Origin of the sequence: Pseudoalteromonas sp. UG3-2, from assembly GCF_037120705.1 — a bacterium.
Taxonomy (GTDB): domain Bacteria; phylum Pseudomonadota; class Gammaproteobacteria; order Enterobacterales; family Alteromonadaceae; genus Pseudoalteromonas.
Window position 1 is genome coordinate 1144666 of sequence record NZ_JAWLJU010000002.1, and the last position, 17102, is coordinate 1161767.

A 17102-nucleotide genomic window follows, 5' to 3' on the forward strand; every position below is an offset into this window, starting at 1 on the left:
GCCATGGATGACACTATTTTTGCTGTTCAGACAATAATGAATAAACAATCTCAACTTCATTGCCGGTGCTGTTGTAGTTGATACGTTCAGCAATCTCATCCAATAACCCCACTCCCCGTCCATGGCTGTTATCATTCACTTCTGCGTGTTGCTTATTGGTGTTAAAACCACAGCCAGAGTCACAAATGGTAAAGTACAACTTAAGGTCCTCGGGCGAATAGCGCACGGAAATGATGATCAGCGCTTGGTTGAGCTCACTGAGTGCCGCTTCACGCAATTGATAAAACTCAAAAAAACCATCTTCTTTGTTTTTAATTTCTGAGTCTAAGCCCAATACACCATGATCTAACGCATTATTGTAGGCTTCAGAGAGCAATAAGAAAATATTTGAGCGATGCGCCGAAATCCCCTGCACTTCACTGAGTAAATCCACTAACTCCAAAATGGGGTCGGTACTTTTCATCTGTTTGGCGTTGAGGTGCAATGAAACGTCAAATGGTAAGCTCGAATAATGAGTGGGCTCCGTTACTTTTACCTCGGTGGCGACACAGTTAATAATGGCAATACTGAGGTCATCTTGTTGCTCTGTGTTTCCAGAAAAGGCTTTCACGGAGGTAATGATTTCATCTGTGGAGATGCTGTGCTGCGACTTTAGCAATTGCTTTAATCGCTCTTCACCAAACATATCCCCTTGTTCAGATTCAGATTCAATGATGCCATCGGTGGCCATCACAAGGCGCTGCTCAGCACTCACTTCAAGATGAATAAGGTTGCGCTCAAACTCATCAATATCTAACACCCCCAGCGCCATATGCTGACTTTCAATGGTTTTAGTAACGTCACCTTGCTGGTTAATGAGGTATAGGTCCGGCATTCCGCCAATCCAAGCAGAAAGGTTTTTTCCTGAACTGCTGAGCTCAATGATGGCTGCGGCACAAAACATATGCCCAGGTAATAACTCATTCAGTGCTGTGTTTAACTCCACGGCGATATCGCTCACCGCCATGCCCTTTTGCACCATAGTGTAAAAAATCCGGGATGCTGGTAGAGCCCCAACGGCGGCTGCAAGGCCATGCCCAGTAAAATCCCCTAACAAACAGTAAAAGCCACCAATCGGGCTCTTTGCCATGAGTAACATATCACCATTAAACATCGATGCAGGAGATAAGTGATAGTCACACACGTTGGGATAATCCGATTGCTGTGCTAAGGCGTTACTAAAGATATGCTCAACAATTTCGTGTTCACGTTCGGTTTGGTTGTAATGATATTCTAAAAGTTGACGCTGTTCGTTACTTTGTAGGCTTAAACGCCGCGTTCTGGCATGGGCTTTAATTTTGGCCGACAAAATGACTTTATCAAAGGGTTTATGAATAAAGTCATCACCACCTACCGCTAAGCATTTTTCAAAGCTCTCTTTGTCTTCTAACGCGGTAATAAAAATAATGGGTAAATAGACATCTTTGCTGTGCTTTTTGATTTCAGGTGCGGTTGCAAAGCCATCCATCACTGGCATTACTACGTCGAGCAAGACAATATCAATCGCTTGATTGTCTAATATGGTCAGAGCCTCTTGGCCATTGTGGGCGCAAAACACAGTGTAAAACTGTTGCTCCAACATGGCTTTAAGAAGACGACAGTTTAAAATCTGATCGTCAACTACCAAGATATTCATAAGTTGGGATGTTCTTGACGTTTAATCAATATCAAACTTTTTATCAAAGCGGGAAATCTGCAGAATTTTTTTTAGCTGCGGGCGGCAATTGCTGATCTGAATACTCGAAACCGATGTTCCCAAGGTTTTTTTCATGTTCAACAGCATGCCCAGGGCTGAGCTGTCCATGTAATCTGTTTCGCGCAGATCGATGACGACTTTATCGGTATTGTTACCAATATCGGCATAGGCTTGGCGAAAGGACTGCACCAAGTTAAAGTCAAATTTCCCTCTTATTTGAATCGTAAGTGTTTTGCCATCCGCCGAGGCGTTTGTACTTAAGCTCATCTTTAAGCTCCTAAATTATTTTGATTTATGTCCCCTCAACCATTTAAATATAACCCTTAAAATTCATTTAGCAAAAATAAAAAACATCGAAACGGCTTTTTGTTATCATCTTAATATTGAAACACTTGATAGGATACTGACTATGTCGGACTCAAGACTGGTTTACTCTACGGATGTAGGCCGTATAGACAGCAAAGACGAAAAACCACAAAGCCAAAGTAAGATTTTTAAAGACGGAGCACTGCGCATTGAAAGGCAAACCAAAGGCCGCAAAGGAAAAGGCGTGATGCTGGTTGTGGGGATAGACAGTGAACAACACGACCTGAAAAAGCTCGCCAAGCAGTTAAAATCGAAAATGGGACAAGGTGGTGCGGTGAAAGACGGTATTATTGAGATCCAAGGCGACGACCGTGAGAAGCTGAAACAGTTACTGGAAGGTCAAGGCTTCAAGGTGAAAATAGCCGGCGGATAAAAGCATTACGAAGAGCGCCACAGGGCGCTCTGGACGCTTCCCTACTTCTGTTCACTTGATACGCTAAAGGTCATTACATCGGCTTCTTGTAATGGCGCACTGTAGTAGTAGCCCTGTAATGTAAAGCAGTTGTTGTTGGCGAGAAAATCGATTTGCTCTATGGTCTCTACCCCTTCTGCTACTACCTGAAGATTCAGCTTTTGCGCCATCGCAATAATGGCCGCAGTGATCTCCATATCGTTGGGGTCTTCTGGAATGTCTTTAACAAATGAACGGTCTATTTTAAGCACATCCACAGGAAAGCGTTTTAGATAGCTAAGTGACGAATAGCCGGTACCAAAATCATCAATCGACAAAGACACTCCTAACGATTTGATGTCGCGTAATTGCGTGATAGCCGCTTCTACATCTCCCATCAACATGCTTTCTGTTAACTCCAAATGCAACTGCGTCGGCGTCATTTTTGTTTCTTGAATGATGGCAGACAAGGTGTCGATAAGCTTAGCATCTTTGAACTGGCGCGCTGACAAGTTGACCGAGACATTGGCTATTTTCCCAGCCTGCTTCAGGCGCTCGGAAAAGTGACAGGCTTCTTCTAGTACCCAAGCACCAAGCTCAACAATAAGTCCTGTGGCTTCGGCAATGGGTATAAATTTATCCGGCGGAATACTTCCCTCTGTGGGGTGAAACCAGCGTGTCAGAGCCTCGTAACCCACTACTTCACCTGTTTGGCTATTCACTTGTGGTTGATAATACAGGGTGAACTGTTGCTCTTTAATGGCTTGGCGTAACTCGTTTTCAATATACAGCCTTTCATTGGCCGCTTCATTCAAGTCCTGACTGTAAAAGTGGTAAGTGTTTCTGCCCTTCGCTTTGGCCTGATACATTGCCAAATCAGCGTGCTTTAATAGCTGCTCTTCTTCTTGGCTGTCAAACGGTGCCATGGTGATACCAATACTGGCACTAACGATCACCTCATTGTTGCCAAGTTTAATGGGGCTACTGAGGGTGGCTTGAATATTGTTGGCCACTTCCATGGCGTCTTCACGTTGTTGAATACCACTTAGCAACACCGCAAACTCATCACCGCCTAATCTGGCGATGGTATCTTCTGCGCGCAAACGTTTTTGCAACCGTGTTGCCACTTCCAGTAACAAGCGATCACCAGCATCATGACCGAGCGTATCGTTAATGCGTTTAAACTCGTCTAAGTCAAAATAAAACAGCGCAAAGGCATAGTGGCCACGCTCTGCCAACGCCATAGATTTACGCAGCTGCATTCTAAAGTAGGTACGATTAGCCAGCCCAGTGAGGGTATCGTAGTAAGCCAACTCTTCCATTTTACGTTGGCTTTCTTTAACAAAGGAAATATCCTGCGCCGAGGCGACATAGCTCGAGATAGCCCCACTGTCTTCGCGAATGGGAGAAATACTTAAACTCACCCAAATCGGTGCGTCCTTATCTCCTGCTAACATGGTATCACCACGCCAGTAATTGCGGCTGCGCAGGTCGAGGTCAATATCATCAACCAGTATGGCCATGTCTTTAGCGATGATGCTTAACAGTGGCGAACCAATAAAATGCGCTTCATCATAGCCGGTCATTTCCTGCATTTTTGGGTTAACGTAATCGATTTGAAAGTGCTCATTGGTGAGCACCACCCCTGTCCCCGAGAACGCCACTGCTTTAGAAAGTCGGTTTGCGGCCTTTTCGGCCACTTCTTTTTCGCTAATGCGTTGATTGAGGCCGCTCACTAAGTCCTTTATTTCAACGCTCATGTCGTTAAAAGAGGCATTGAGTTGGCCAATTTCATCGTCGGTATGTGGCAAGGTTGGTGCATCCCACTGGCCCCGACCAAAACCCTTTACTGCTTTGACCAAAGCGTTAATGCGGCGTAACACCAATTGATAAAGCACTTGATGCAATAAAATGGCGACAAAAATTGCATACAGAATAAACAGCCCGAAAAACTTAACTTTCAGCTCTTCTAGCGCGGCAATGGCCGATGCCCTTTTTTTATAAATGCCCACATACCAATCGAGACTATCAACATGGCTGATATGCATTAAATGCCAGTTGTCGTCCAATTGGAACTCACTTTGTAGGTTCGGTAACTGGGTTGCAAGCGCCGTTTCAATAATCTTACTTAAGCTTTCGGGCAGTTGTTGATAGCTTTGTAATTGCTCAGTTTGACTGGCCGCCGGTATTACCCCTGGCGCCGCCAATACACGCCCTAGCCGGTCGAAAACAATAAAGCCTTGCTGCTCACTGGAGCGGGGAAAGTTATTAAGCAGGGACTGCAACCGCAGATCGCTTCCGGTTAATCCCACATACTGGTTTTGTTTGTACAGTGGCACCAATACACTAACAATCCACTGCTTCCACAGGGGATCAAAATACACCTTCGACCATACGGCTTCACGCGTGGGGTTTTGCTCAGAATGTAATATGGGTAACTTATGAAGTTGCTCGCCACTAAAACGAGGATCTTCGGCCAAAATGGCATTCGGTGGGGCTATTCGAGTGAAGCCTTGTTGGGTCGATAAATAAAAGTTAGCAAAGTCTTGCAACAGGGGGGGCGCCAGTATGTTCCATAATAGCTCCGACTCAGAAAACAGCTTTTCATCCGCTTCCCTTTGCGGCGCACTGGCCGCCGATAAACCGTTTTGCGCGGTACTCACCCAATTGCCGGCCTTTTGTTCAACTTGTGCTTCTAAGCCATTAAGCTGGTGTTCGTGTAGGAGATGCTTAGACACCACAGAGTTTGCCTGCTCAGCTAAATTGGCTTTCAGGGCGAGGTAGTCAGTAAAACGGCCGGTAACATCGGCGCTTAAACGTTTAAGCTCGTCATACTCTTCATACACTAATTGCTTTTCTTCTGATTTCAACATCAATGCGGCAGCGAAAACGCCTGCAATGAGGCATACCGCTGAAATCAACATCGACAGTTTTACACTCAGTGAATTCGCACCATATCGAGATGGCGGACGAAGATTGCCCACGAGTTAACCTATATTCTTATTTTTACTAGTTAAGGCTATTGAATATAACAAAATAAAATTCCAGCTGCCAACAAGTTACGTCTAACACCGATAATTGAGACTACAGCAAAATGTGCCAAACCTCACGGCTTTTTACGATTGAGCTAAAAGTAGTACTTGTTTTCGGTTTTAATAGTGTGCTAAAAATGTAGTTAACCACAGAATAAAGATAATTCGTTATGAATACTATCACTCGCAACACCTATTTCTTTTTTGGCTTCTTTAGATGAAGAGGCTTGTCTGTTCGTGAGTGAAAAAGAATAGCTAAGCCTCCCAACATCGGGGGGCTTTTTTTTGGCTAAATGGGAATGAGGACCTATGACTAAAGACACATTAAATGCCTTGCGGCATGACATTAACGAAATAGATTCAGAGTTATTGATTCTATTAGCAAAGCGACGACGAATAAGCCACAGTGTACTGGAATATAAAATAGCTAACAATAAACCCATCCGCGACGAAGCACGTGAAGAGGCGCTACTTGAAAAGCTCATTCGTTATGGCAAGTCATTGGGCCTAGACGCTTTTTATATTAACAGTGTGTTCCAAACCATTTTGGAAGACTCGGTGTTAAACCAACAAGCCATGTTGCAAAAAAGCCTGAACCCAGAGAGCGTCGGCGATACACACCGAGTAGCCTACTTGGGCGGACAAGGCTCATACAGCCAACTGGCCTGCCACAAATACTTTAGTCGCCGGCCGGGTAAGCTGGTTGAAATGGGTTGCCAAAGCTTTGATCAAATCACCAATCTGGTGGAAAAAGGTCAAGCGGATTATGGCCTATTGCCAATTGAAAACACCAGCTCTGGCAGTATTAATGAAGTCTTCGATTTACTGCAGCACGCCCAAGTGTCGATTGTTGGTGAAGTCACACATACCGTAGAGCACTGTTTGTTGGCATTGCCCGATACCGAGTTACAAACAATCAATAAAGTCTACGCTCACCCGCAGCCATTTGCCCAGTGTAGCCGCTTTATTCAAGGACTTGGCGATATTCAACACGAAACCTGCGACTCCACTTCAAGTGCTCTAAAGCAAGCAGCAGAACACCCAAACAGCGCCGCCATTGGCTCAGCGCAAGCAGGCAAAAATGTTGGCTTAGAAGTGATAAAGTCAGGTCTGGCCAACCAAACCGAGAACCACAGCCGCTTTATTGTAGTGGCGCGAAAAGCACTGCAGGTGTCCACTCAAATCCCAACTAAAACCAGTTTGATCATGGCCACCAAACAACAAGTGGGTTCCCTTGCCGATGCCTTGATGGTATTTAAACAACATAATATCAATATGGTGAAATTAGAATCGCGTCCCGTGCCTGGTAACCCATGGGAAGAAGTGTTTTATGTCGACCTACTGGCCAATATTGCCGATCCACAAGTGCAAACTGCACTTGAAGCACTGAAAGATCACACCCAGTTTGTGCGCCTGCTAGGCTGCTATCAAAGTGAATCACTGCAAGCTGTGGATGTGTTATAACCCCCTTTTTCTGCCATCAAGTGATAAAAAAGCCAGAGCGGACAACAACCCGCTCTGGCTTTTTTGTTGCGCTTTACTCAGTATTACTCTTCCTTTAAACCAAGTAACTCGATTTCTGCTAGCTGAACCAAGCCATCATTATTAGCATTCTTACTAATACTTAAGCGATAGCTGGTGTAGGCAAAGGCATTGGACAACGCAAAGGTTTTTCGCGATAACCTCTTATCCCAACTTTCTCCGACCCAACTGGCCACTTCAGTCCATGTTTCACCACCATCATTTGAGCCCAGTAATTGGAAATTTTCAGGATCGCGTTCTGGGGCATCATTGGCACTGGTGATTGCCAAACCACTGACAATCTGTGGTGCTGTAAAATCAGCTTGGATCCAAGATGGCGATTCCTCTGTTGGTGGGCCTTGCCACTCATTGTGATCTAACCATTTTGTTGCGATGTCGTTATCAAATGCTTTTTGTTCACTTTCTGCATCTCCAATACGATTACGCGCCGTAAAGCTTGTTCCAGCCACATCAGACAGATCTTCAAGTGCGTACTGCGGCCCAGCCAGCTCAATTTCCGCGATTTGCACTAAGCCATCGTTATTGGCATTTTTGCTAATAGCTAAGCGATAATAGGAATAAGCAAGGCCATTAGAAAAGCTAAAGGCTCGGCGCTCAAAGCGAGACTCAAACGACTCCCCTACCCAAGTGTTTAACACTTGCCAGGTTTCACCATCATCAGAAGCCAACAATTGGAAGTTTTCCGGATCACGTTCAGGTGCATCATTAGCGCTGGTGATATACAAGGTATTCACTGCCTGCGGCTGGGGTAAGTTGACTTGGATCCAGGCTGGGTTTTCAGCCGTTGGCGGCCCTTGCCAGTCATTATGATCTAACCATTTAGTGTCGAGGTTTTTATCGAATGCTTGAGCCGCGCCCTCGGCATCGCTAATACTAAAGCGCGCTGAATAACTTGCACCTTGAACTTGAGCGTGATCTAAGCCAGAGACCTCAGGCCCAATGAGCTCTACTTCAGCCAGCTGCATTAACCCATCATTGTTTTTATTTTTTGTCACTTCAAGACGGTAGCTTTGATATGGCAGTTGGTTGGCAACCATAAAGTTTTGTCGCTCACCACGGGCTTCGAAAGACTCACCAAGCCATTGACCCAACGATTGCCAAGTTAAGCCATCGTCGTTAGAGCCATATAGGGCAAAGTTCTCTGGGTCGCGCTCAGGCGCGTCATTGGCACTGGTGATCGCCAGTTGATTAACGGCAACCGCTTCATTAAAGTTAACCTGTAGCCATGACGGTGCTTCTACCGTTGGTGGCCCCTGCCAGTCATTGTGATCAAGCCACTTGGTTGCCGCGTCGTTATCAAATGCTTTATCTTGATTTTCAGCCTCACCAATGCTGTTACTCGCCGTCACCGCAAACGGCACGGTGTCGGTGTGATCAACGCTTGGGTAGACAGGCCCCACAAACTGGATTTCACCCACTTGCACTAAGCCATCATTGTTTTTATTTTTAGTTATTTCAAGGCGATAGCTGGTGTACTTCTGAGCGTTGTTAAATACAAACCCTTGACGCTCAAAACGCGCATCAAAGGCAGCACCGACCACATCCCCCAGCTTCACCCATGTTGCTCCTGCATCATTCGATGCAAGATCATTCGATGCAAGATCATTCGATGCAAGATCATTCGATGCTAACAATGCAAAATTTTCGGGATCGCGTTCAGGCGCATCATTGGCACTGGTAATATACACACCACTTATCGCTTTTGGCGCTTCAAAGTCCACTTGGATCCAAGAGGGGGATGCCTCCGTCGGGGGGCCTTGCCAGTCATTATGGTCCAGCCATTTGGTTTGCGGATCGCCATCAAATGCTTTATCGGCACTTTCAGCATCACTAATGGCATTTCTTGCTGTCGCCGCTGCCCCAGCGGTGATCACTTGTTGCATCGGCCCACTGGAAATAGGTTCATCGAATAAAGGTAAGGATAAATCAACAATGCTGTCTGCACTGAGACCTAGCTGTGCGGTCACAGGATGTGCCTCAAGTGCACTATAAATCGGCAAACGAAGTGCCTCTAGTGCCGCTTCGTCCTCGCTAAGTGCAGCGTTAAGGTTATTCATCGCATTGGTCAAAACACTTTGTAGCGAACTTTGTTCATCAAACTGCGCAAATGCGGCATTGAGTAAAGACAATTTTTGTATACTCGGTGACACATAAGTCATTTCACAGCTTTGCTCACCGTCCTCGGATGTGCTGCATTGCTCACCCAATTCAAAGTTTTCGAGTTGCTCAGCACTGACAACGGGGAGTTCAAACACATTAGTATTGCCGGTTTGCCAACCCAGCGCGCGCAGCAACAATGCAGACATATCTGCTTTTGCTAAAGCCATAAGCTCTGCTGTTGCGACGTTGCGACCTGCTGCAATTTGCTGCTCCACCAGCATAGTGGCAAGCGTGGTCAGGGCGTTTATTTGCAAACTGGTGTCGGCATGGCCATCGGCACTGGTACCATAAGGCACCGCCACTTGGCTTAAGGTTGTTAACGTCACCCCAGATAAATAATCACCACTGACCATTTCGCCAAGCTCCACCGCGCCGCACTGCATGGCATCACAACGCATCTGCGACTGCTCACTGGTTGTTGCCGATACTTTAATGGTGGAGTTAATCCCAAACCCAGCTTCACCGGTGAGTTCAATAAACAATTCACCGGCTTGATCTGAGCTGGTATTGCCCGACATTGTCATGGTAGTACCATTCAGTGCGGTTACGGCTATATCCGCTTGGCTCAGAGCCCCTTTTATCACAGAGCCAGACACTTCTGCGGTCGTCATGGCTGGTGTCACTGGAATATTGTCGACTTTAGGGTCATCGCTCCCGCCGCCACAGGCAGCTAGCACGTTGGCAGCGACAATCAGCGGCACTGCACTTTTGATTTTATTATACATTTTCATCTCGTTACCTTTTAGATATCAAGCCACACTGATGTGCAGCCTGCTCTAACAGCCACAAGCAAGTGTTGACGCTTATCGTTTTACTGTTGTTTCCGCGTAACGCTTACTTGCCTCTTGTTATTGTGTCCACCCACCATCAGAAGCGATAGGTTATCCCTGCGTAATAACGCTGTCCGGTATAACTACTGCTGCGTAATCGCGCCTTAGAGTCCTTGCCATAAAACGTCCGGGGTTCTTCTTTGGTCAGGTTGATCACAGATGCCGTCAACACCAGGTTTTCCATCAAGTTGTAGGAAGCATTAACGTCTACCTGTTGGTAAGGCTCCTGATACACCGTAAGTCCATCGGCTAGCCCTAATGCGGTTTCACCTCGACGGTTATAGGATGCACGAACACTAAAGGTGTCATTCTCGTAATACCCTGAGAAGTTGAATTGATTATCAGCACTGCCAACCAAGGCTGATTCCCCGACCTTTTCACCATCAACGCTAATATCTGCCTGATTGGTGTCATTCAGGGTATAGTTGACGTTAACCCCAAAGCCATTATCAAAAGCGTGCTGAGCAAACAGCTCAATGCCTCGTGACTTGGCATTGGTGCCATTGGCTGTGGTGGTAAATGGCGTCACGGTAATGTCTCTAGGTGGCACTATTTCTGCGCCGGTAAATGGGTTGGTAAACCCTTCAAATGGTCTGACCGAGGTAATAATCAAAGGCACAATGAAGTTATCAACTTCTTTGTTGAATAACGCAACCCCAACCGCCGAACCTTCGCCGTAGTAGTACTCCGCAGATAAGTCCATTTGCACTGACTCGAACGGTTTGAGGGCCTTGTTACCACCAGAACCACGCCATCCTGGCTCAACTGGATTGCCTCTAAATTCGAGGCGGTCATCCGCCCACTCTTGGGAAATAAAGGTTAGCTGCTCTGGCGCTCCCATATCGTTGAATGGCGGACGAGACATGGTTTTTGCAATGGCACCACGCACCACTAGGTTATCGCTGGCATCCCAGACAATATTAAAACTCGGTAACAACTGGGTATCAGTGACGGTACGAACCGTAGTGGTTTCTACATCAATAAGACGCTCGTCGCCCAAGATGTCCTCCTCGGTAACATCATCAATATCATCGAGGAAGTAATTGATTTTATCCGAGGACATAATCTCTGTTTGCGTTTCGACATACCGCACCCCAATGTTGCCTCTAAAGTCACCAAAGGAAAAATCAGCCTGTAGGTAGGCGGCCATGATCTCTTCTGCAATATCAAAGACAAAATCGGGCTCTCTGCGAGTATGCTTAACGTATTCACTGGTCACAATGTCGCGGTAGCGGTCCCAATTAATGGTAGGCATGGTGTTGACTTCAAAGCCCCCTGGGATATTTTGCTCTGAGGTTGCGTTTAAAATATCTTCCAGCCTTGGCATGCCGCCAATCCACTGATAAGACACTTCATCGATGGCCCCTTGGCTAAACGGATCAAGCTCGCCACTGGCAATTTGGTCGGCGCCAGCCTGAGTAATAAAGAAGGTATTATTGGTTTCTCTGTGAAGTGTGGCATTGCGGTATTTAGCACCGACGCGCAGCGTATCTATAATGCTGTAACCAAGATAATAGTCTAAGTCGAGTTGGGCATAGTCTTCTTCTAAATCACTCACCACAAAACTCGAACCGGTCGAGCCCGGATCAGGATCCCCCGCAATGCCCGACTGCAAATTAGCAAGCAGCTCAGGGTCTGCGTATATTGACACTCTATCCCCTAATCGCCAGCCAGCAAACGAGGCGGCATTTTCCACCAATCCAGAATCACTGCGACTTGCAGGCTGTCCACTCTTGTACGCCGCACTCCAAGACTCAGAAGGGCCGCCACTGGCGCGAGTGTAACCAAACTTGCCGCTTAGGTCATAGACATCTCCGGCATACTCAAAGGCAAAATCATAGGTGTCTGAGGTGTCTTTTTCTTTGGTGTAGCTGCCAATTATCCATGGAAATTCAAGGTTTCTTTCCGTGCCTCCAGCGCCGGTGGTGAAGTCCATGCCGGTAACAACCATGCCCGAGTCATCTAAGGTGATGCCAGTGAGGTAGTTGGGATTATATTTCCACTCGGGGATCCACATTTGTGAGGTGGTGCGATTTTGCCCCAGTTCAAAATGGAAATGATTAAACGTCAGTGATAGATCATCAGTTGGACGCCACTGCACAGTCGCCTGTAACCCCTGGCGTTCACGCTTTTCTTTGGTTACCCCAACGCCTGCAACCTGTGGCGCCCAAACTCCATCGTAGACATTGCCATAGGCATCTTCTAACGCGGAAAAACGGCGCGAGCTATCAGCAATGACATTACCATTAACATCAGTGGCAGGCAGCTCTGAACTGGTTGCCCAGCGCCAGCCACCACCACCAGACATATCACCACCTAGTGAGCGGTTTGTTCTGTCTTGCTTGGTGTAGCCAACTAACAGACCAAAGGTTTCATCGTCGTTTTTCCACGAGTACACTCCGCTAAAATTTGGTTCATACTCTTGTGTAACATCGGCGTAAGTGTATTCAAGATTGAACGCCCCAGAATTGGCTTCCATATCCAGTGGTTTGCGGCTGTGTAAAATAACCGTACCGCCCACTCCTCCTTCATCCAATCGCGCTTCCGATGATTTAAACACCTCCACGGACTGTACCATGGTCGATGGCAGTAAAGAGTAGCTAAATGAACGAGATGGCGAGCCTGGAGAAGAAGCGATAAAATTACCGTTCAGTTGAGTAAAAGTGAGATCCGATGATAACCCCCGAATACTGACGTTTTCCCCTTCTCCGCCACTGCGCGAGATGACAACACCTGGAACCCGCTGCAGTGAATCGGCAACGTTTTTATCCGGAAACTTACCAATATCCTCTGCTGTAATGGCATCAACAATGGCATTTGATAGCCGTTTTATTGCTAAGTTTTCTGCCATAGACGCACGGATCCCGCGCACCTCAATGGTCTCAACTTCCTGCGCTTCCTCTTTATCGGTTTCTTCAGCCATTGCCCAATTGCTAGCTGATAACATCGCGAGGACCAGTGCAGACTTGCTAAATTGCCGTGACCTTCCTGTCACATAGCGTCTGTTATTATTATTGGCCATTCCTATCTCCAAGATTGTTATATTCTTATAAAGCGATAGCGTCCCTTGCTGCTCCATGACGCATCGCTTTGTGACGACCCTTTTTGCTTCCCTAAAGGGGTAAGCGTGTCTAAAACACAGCTTCAGAATAGGTCTGCGCTATTAAAAGTGATAATAGAATTTCGGTTAGCACTAAGACAAAATCGGCGTTTAGGTTAAAAAAAGATCCATTTTCATACTTCCTAGTTTATAGTTCTCTGCGTACAAAAACAGACGATAAGCATCTTTGTTTGGCAATTAAAATACACAAAGAGTAATTACAAAACATAAACTTAAATAAGAATTTCAAGCTTGCTAATTGCATCTTCTTTTTTACTTATACTATTCAATCTCGGATAAAAGGCATGAACCGAATAAAACATTCAGGTAAAAACTTGGAAGTGTGCCTTAGCAGTGATCATACTGCTTTATTACGCCACAACAGCAAAGTTGCCTATGCATCCGGTGCTAGTCGTATTGAACTTTGCAGTCAGTTATCTTGTGGTGGTCTATCACCTAGCATTGAGGCCATTTCTCACGTGGTAACGCAGCAACCGAAACACAAAGAGTGTATTGTGATGCTACGATCTGCCAACGACTTTTTTATCGATACAGCACGACTGTACCAGCTGCAACAACAGCTACAACAGTTTGCCCAAGCAGGAGCAAGCGGCGTAGCACTGGGCTTTATTGACCGCGATAGCAACATTGCCACTCAGCCTTGTCAGTCACTCATTGCCATGGCCCGTGATCTCAAGCTCTCAATTACTTTTCACCGCGCCTTTGATGCGGTTGCTAATTGGCGCCAAGCCGCCGATACATTGTTAGAACTGGGTGTAGATCGGGTATTAAGTTCTGGCAGTGAATGGACCAGCCAGCTGGATGCTGCACACAGTATCAACCGCCTTACCCGTCTTCTTCATCACTTTAGCGGTGAGATAGAGTTAGTGATTGGCGGCGGCGTTACCCCACAGCACGCTGATAAACTCTGGCAATTGCAGGCATTTGGCCCGCTCTCTCTTCACGCTCATTCAGGTGTGCATACCCATCAAGTGGAAGTATGCCCTAGGCTGATTAGGGGAGTAATGACAGCAGCCAAGGGGGTCGCGCAAAGATGAAACAAACACTTTTTCTCGGCATCGATGGCGGAGGCACCAAATGCAAGGTGCGATTAGAAAACCAAAACCGTCAGTTGCTTGGCGAAGCGGTCAGTGGGCCAGCCAATATCGCCACCTCAGTAACCGCGGCGCAAACGGCGATTTTAAAGGCCACAATGACAGCGCTAACAAAAGCCCAGCTGCCTGCTTCAGCCATTGCTGACATTCATGCATTCGCTGGACTTGCGGGGGCGAATGTTGCTCAGGCTCAGCAAGCAATGCGCACATGGCAATGTCCTTTTGCCCAGTTTGATTATACCAGCGATGCCCATATTGCCTGCCTTGGCGCCCATCAACACCAAGATGGTGGCATCATTATTCTGGGCACAGGATTCTGCGCTGGGTTAGTAAAACAGGGCCAGTTTCGCGAATTTGGCGGCCATGGACTCTGGCTAAGTGACGGTGCAAGTGGTGCCTGGATTGGATTAAGCCTGATCAAGTGCGCCTTGGAGGCACTCGATACGCTTGCTGCCCGCAGCTTACTCATCGACACACTGCTTGAACAACTACATTGCTCAAGCGTGGAGGAGTTAGTAGCATTAACATTACAAGCACCGCCCCACTACTTCGGCCAATTTGCACCGCTGGTTTTTAATCACGCACAAGACCCTCACGCTCAGCGAATATTGCGCTCGGCCGCTGCTTTTATTGAGCGCTACTTGCGGCATTTGCAGCAGTTAGGCGCTCAGGAAGTAGCCTTGGTTGGCGGGATTGCAGAGCCTATTCGCCCATGGTTAAGTGAGGATATAGCGACATTGTTAGTGCCGCCTAAGCGACCTCCCGAAGACGCTGCTTTAGCTATCGCTCGAGAGCAATTCCTTGCGTAACTGCGAAGGAATTTCGCCAAACAAGCGACGAAACTGTTTAGTAAAATAACTGGGCTCAGAGAAACCACACTGATAAGCCACTTGTGAGACCGGCAAGCGCGTTTCCACCAGCAATTTACGGGCATTTTCTAACCTCACCTCATTAATAAATTGGTTGGGCGTTTTTGCTAAATGCTTTTTAAACCGGCGCTCTAATGCGCTGACTGATAGGTGAGCCAGCTCAGCCAGCTCTTCAATGGAAATATAACGATGGTAGTGCTCGCGAATAAACTCCACCGGCGCTTCGATGGCGCGAACATGAGAAAGTGCTTTTGACGTCTTTGCTAAGTGCCGGGTAACGCCATAGGTACCAATAATGGCGTTATTGTCATCTAATAAGATTTTTTTTGAGGTGGAAAACCAAGCTAATTCACCACTGCTGGTTTGATTTAACTCCAGTCTATCGGTAACGATAAATCCTTCCATCACCCGTTTATCGTCGTTAACGTATTGAAAGGCTAAGTGCTGAGGTGAGAAGTCAAAGTCTGTTTTTAGTCGAATTTGTTCCAACGTACTGTAACCTTGATGCTCAATAAAATGCTGATTAGCATAGACAATTCTACTTTTTTTGTCTTTCACCCAAAACAGGATGTCGGGGATCAAATCAAACGCTGCTATAAGTTGATTGACGCCAGCTTTATTTAAAATGGTGTGCTCTTCCACAGCTCAAATCACTCCTAAATTAACACTGCTACGCAATTATATAAACGCCGATTTTGTTGCATTGTCAACCGAATTTTTATTAGCGCTCACGTGCCAGCCTTCCCTATTATCAATAACATCAAATTAATTTACCTAAATAACTCGATGGAGCTAAGCATGGGTAATAATACAATCCGTATGGCCATGGTAGGTGGAGGCGAAGGAGCCTTTATTGGTGCAGTGCATCGAATAGCAGCGCGTTTAGATGGTGAAATAGAGTTGGTGGCTGGCGCCTTTAGTGGCAATCCACAGAAAAGCGCTGCAATGGGAGCACAGTTAGGATTAGATCCCAAGCGCTGTTATGAAAACTATGAAACATTGCTCCACCAAGAAGCTGCGTTACCGGCATCAGAACGGGTTCACTTTATCGCTATTGTAACCCCTAATCATTTGCACTTCCCCATTGCAGTTGCTGCAATTAAACAAGGATTTCATGTCCTCAGTGATAAGCCTGCAACGCTGAGTTTGTCTGAAGCTTTACAGCTGCGTGAACACTTGCAACACAGCTCCAGTTTATATGGCTTAACTCATACCTACACTGGTTATCCTATGATCAAAGAGGCTCGCCACCGTATTGCCTCTGGGGAGCTTGGTAAGGTGCGCAAAGTAGTGGTTGAATACGCTCAAGGGTGGTTGGCCAATAGCGAAGACGAAAATAGCAAGCAGGCGAGCTGGCGCTTAGATAGCCATCAAGCTGGGATCAGCTGCTGTATGGGCGACATTGGTGTCCACGCTGCCAACTTAACGGAATATGTCACAGGTTTAGAAATTGCGTCGCTCTGCGCAGATTTAAATACCGTGGTGCCCGGACGACAACTCGATGACGATGGTACTGTGTTGCTACGTTTTGCCAATGGTGCCAAAGGTATCTTAATGGCCAGCCAAGTCGCACTGGGGGAAGAAAATAACCTAACCATAAAAATCTATGGTGACAAAGCCAGTGTCGAATGGTCGCAAATGGAGCCAAATAGTTTATGGTTAAAATTTGCCAATGCTCCAGCGCAGTTGCTGCGCACCGGTGTTGGCAACTTAAGCTCAGCGGCGCGCCAAGCAACGCGCGTCCCAGCAGGCCACCCCGAAGGATACCTCGAAGCCTTTGCCAACATTTATGTTAATTTCGCCAACCTTATCCGCGCCAAGCAACACTCTTCTGAGGTACAACCCGAAGACTTCGATGTACCCGGTATCGACGCGGCAATTCGTGGCATGGCATTTATTGAAAACGCGGTTGCAGCCAGTGCAAAAGACACTAAGTGGCAACCTTTTACAATTGGACAATAA

The 17102-nt window shown here is 46.7% G+C and carries 11 protein-coding genes; 5 read left to right on the top strand and 6 right to left on the bottom strand.

Annotated elements, in window-relative coordinates:
• Positions 1 to 13: 13 nt before the first annotated feature.
• Positions 14 to 1675 carry an ATP-binding SpoIIE family protein phosphatase gene (locus tag R3P39_RS08415; protein ID WP_336566873.1) on the bottom strand — a complete coding sequence of 554 codons (1662 nt, stop codon included), beginning with the start codon at positions 1673 to 1675 and terminating at the stop codon, positions 14 to 16.
• 21 nt (positions 1676 to 1696) lie between these two features.
• The gene (locus R3P39_RS08420) at positions 1697 to 2002 is read right to left on the bottom strand and encodes an STAS domain-containing protein (protein ID WP_336566875.1); all 306 of its coding nucleotides are present in this window, start codon (positions 2000 to 2002) and stop codon (positions 1697 to 1699) included.
• Positions 2003 to 2144: 142 nt separating this feature from the next.
• Here R3P39_RS08420 and R3P39_RS08425 point away from each other — a divergent pair, with 142 nt between their 5' ends.
• A complete protein-coding gene (locus tag R3P39_RS08425; protein WP_336566876.1) occupies positions 2145 to 2474 on the top strand; it encodes a stress response translation initiation inhibitor YciH in 330 nt (109 codons plus the stop codon).
• A 41-nt stretch (positions 2475 to 2515) separates the two neighbouring features.
• Here R3P39_RS08425 and R3P39_RS08430 read toward each other — a convergent pair whose 3' ends face one another.
• Complete coding sequence (locus R3P39_RS08430) at positions 2516 to 5476, bottom strand: EAL domain-containing protein (RefSeq protein ID WP_336566877.1); 2961 nt, start codon at positions 5474 to 5476, stop codon at positions 2516 to 2518.
• A 357-nt stretch (positions 5477 to 5833) separates the two neighbouring features.
• Here R3P39_RS08430 and R3P39_RS08435 point away from each other — a divergent pair, with 357 nt between their 5' ends.
• Positions 5834 to 6988, top strand: a complete 1155-nt coding sequence (locus tag R3P39_RS08435; RefSeq protein WP_336566878.1) for a chorismate mutase — start codon at positions 5834 to 5836, stop codon at positions 6986 to 6988.
• An 83-nt stretch (positions 6989 to 7071) separates the two neighbouring features.
• Here R3P39_RS08435 and R3P39_RS08440 read toward each other — a convergent pair whose 3' ends face one another.
• Both R3P39_RS08440 and R3P39_RS08445 read right to left on the bottom strand, forming a co-directional pair.
• Entirely contained in the window at positions 7072 to 9957 is a 2886-nt protein-coding gene (locus R3P39_RS08440) for a discoidin domain-containing protein (protein ID WP_336566880.1), read from the bottom strand.
• A 136-nt stretch (positions 9958 to 10093) separates the two neighbouring features.
• On the bottom strand, positions 10094 to 13078 hold the full coding sequence (locus R3P39_RS08445) for a TonB-dependent receptor (RefSeq protein WP_336566882.1): 2985 nt from the start codon (positions 13076 to 13078) through the stop codon (positions 10094 to 10096).
• Positions 13079 to 13461: 383 nt separating this feature from the next.
• Between R3P39_RS08445 and R3P39_RS08450 the strand changes: the two genes are divergently transcribed.
• Entirely contained in the window at positions 13462 to 14214 is a 753-nt protein-coding gene (locus R3P39_RS08450; RefSeq protein ID WP_336566885.1) for a copper homeostasis protein CutC, read from the top strand.
• Positions 14211 to 15080 carry a BadF/BadG/BcrA/BcrD ATPase family protein gene (locus R3P39_RS08455; protein WP_336566886.1) on the top strand — a complete coding sequence of 290 codons (870 nt, stop codon included), beginning with the start codon at positions 14211 to 14213 and terminating at the stop codon, positions 15078 to 15080. The genes R3P39_RS08450 and R3P39_RS08455 overlap by 4 nt, the downstream gene beginning before the upstream one ends.
• Here the strand turns inward: R3P39_RS08455 and R3P39_RS08460 are convergent.
• Positions 15048 to 15782 carry an AraC family transcriptional regulator gene (locus tag R3P39_RS08460; RefSeq protein ID WP_336566888.1) on the bottom strand — a complete coding sequence of 245 codons (735 nt, stop codon included), beginning with the start codon at positions 15780 to 15782 and terminating at the stop codon, positions 15048 to 15050. The two genes, R3P39_RS08455 and R3P39_RS08460, sit on opposite strands and share 33 nt — an antisense overlap.
• Positions 15783 to 15938: 156 nt before the next feature.
• Here R3P39_RS08460 and R3P39_RS08465 point away from each other — a divergent pair, with 156 nt between their 5' ends.
• Positions 15939 to 17102: a Gfo/Idh/MocA family protein gene (locus tag R3P39_RS08465; protein WP_336566889.1), complete on the top strand. Its 1164-nt coding sequence runs from the start codon at positions 15939 to 15941 to the stop codon at positions 17100 to 17102.

What these genes read in the sequence shown, in the direction of transcription:
- R3P39_RS08440 (WP_336566880.1), bottom strand. Translation starts at nt 9,957, where the DNA reads ATGAAAATGTATAATAAAATCAAAAGTGCAGTGCCGCTGATTGTCGCT.
- R3P39_RS08435 (WP_336566878.1), top strand. Translation starts at nt 5,834, where the DNA reads ATGACTAAAGACACATTAAATGCCTTGCGGCATGACATTAACGAAATA.
- R3P39_RS08450 (WP_336566885.1), top strand. Translation starts at nt 13,462, where the DNA reads ATGAACCGAATAAAACATTCAGGTAAAAACTTGGAAGTGTGCCTTAGC.
- R3P39_RS08420 (WP_336566875.1), bottom strand. Translation starts at nt 2,002, where the DNA reads ATGAGCTTAAGTACAAACGCCTCGGCGGATGGCAAAACACTTACGATT.
- R3P39_RS08445 (WP_336566882.1), bottom strand. Translation starts at nt 13,078, where the DNA reads ATGGCCAATAATAATAACAGACGCTATGTGACAGGAAGGTCACGGCAA.
- R3P39_RS08455 (WP_336566886.1), top strand. Translation starts at nt 14,211, where the DNA reads ATGAAACAAACACTTTTTCTCGGCATCGATGGCGGAGGCACCAAATGC.
- R3P39_RS08425 (WP_336566876.1), top strand. Translation starts at nt 2,145, where the DNA reads ATGTCGGACTCAAGACTGGTTTACTCTACGGATGTAGGCCGTATAGAC.
- R3P39_RS08415 (WP_336566873.1), bottom strand. Translation starts at nt 1,675, where the DNA reads ATGAATATCTTGGTAGTTGACGATCAGATTTTAAACTGTCGTCTTCTT.
- R3P39_RS08465 (WP_336566889.1), top strand. Translation starts at nt 15,939, where the DNA reads ATGGGTAATAATACAATCCGTATGGCCATGGTAGGTGGAGGCGAAGGA.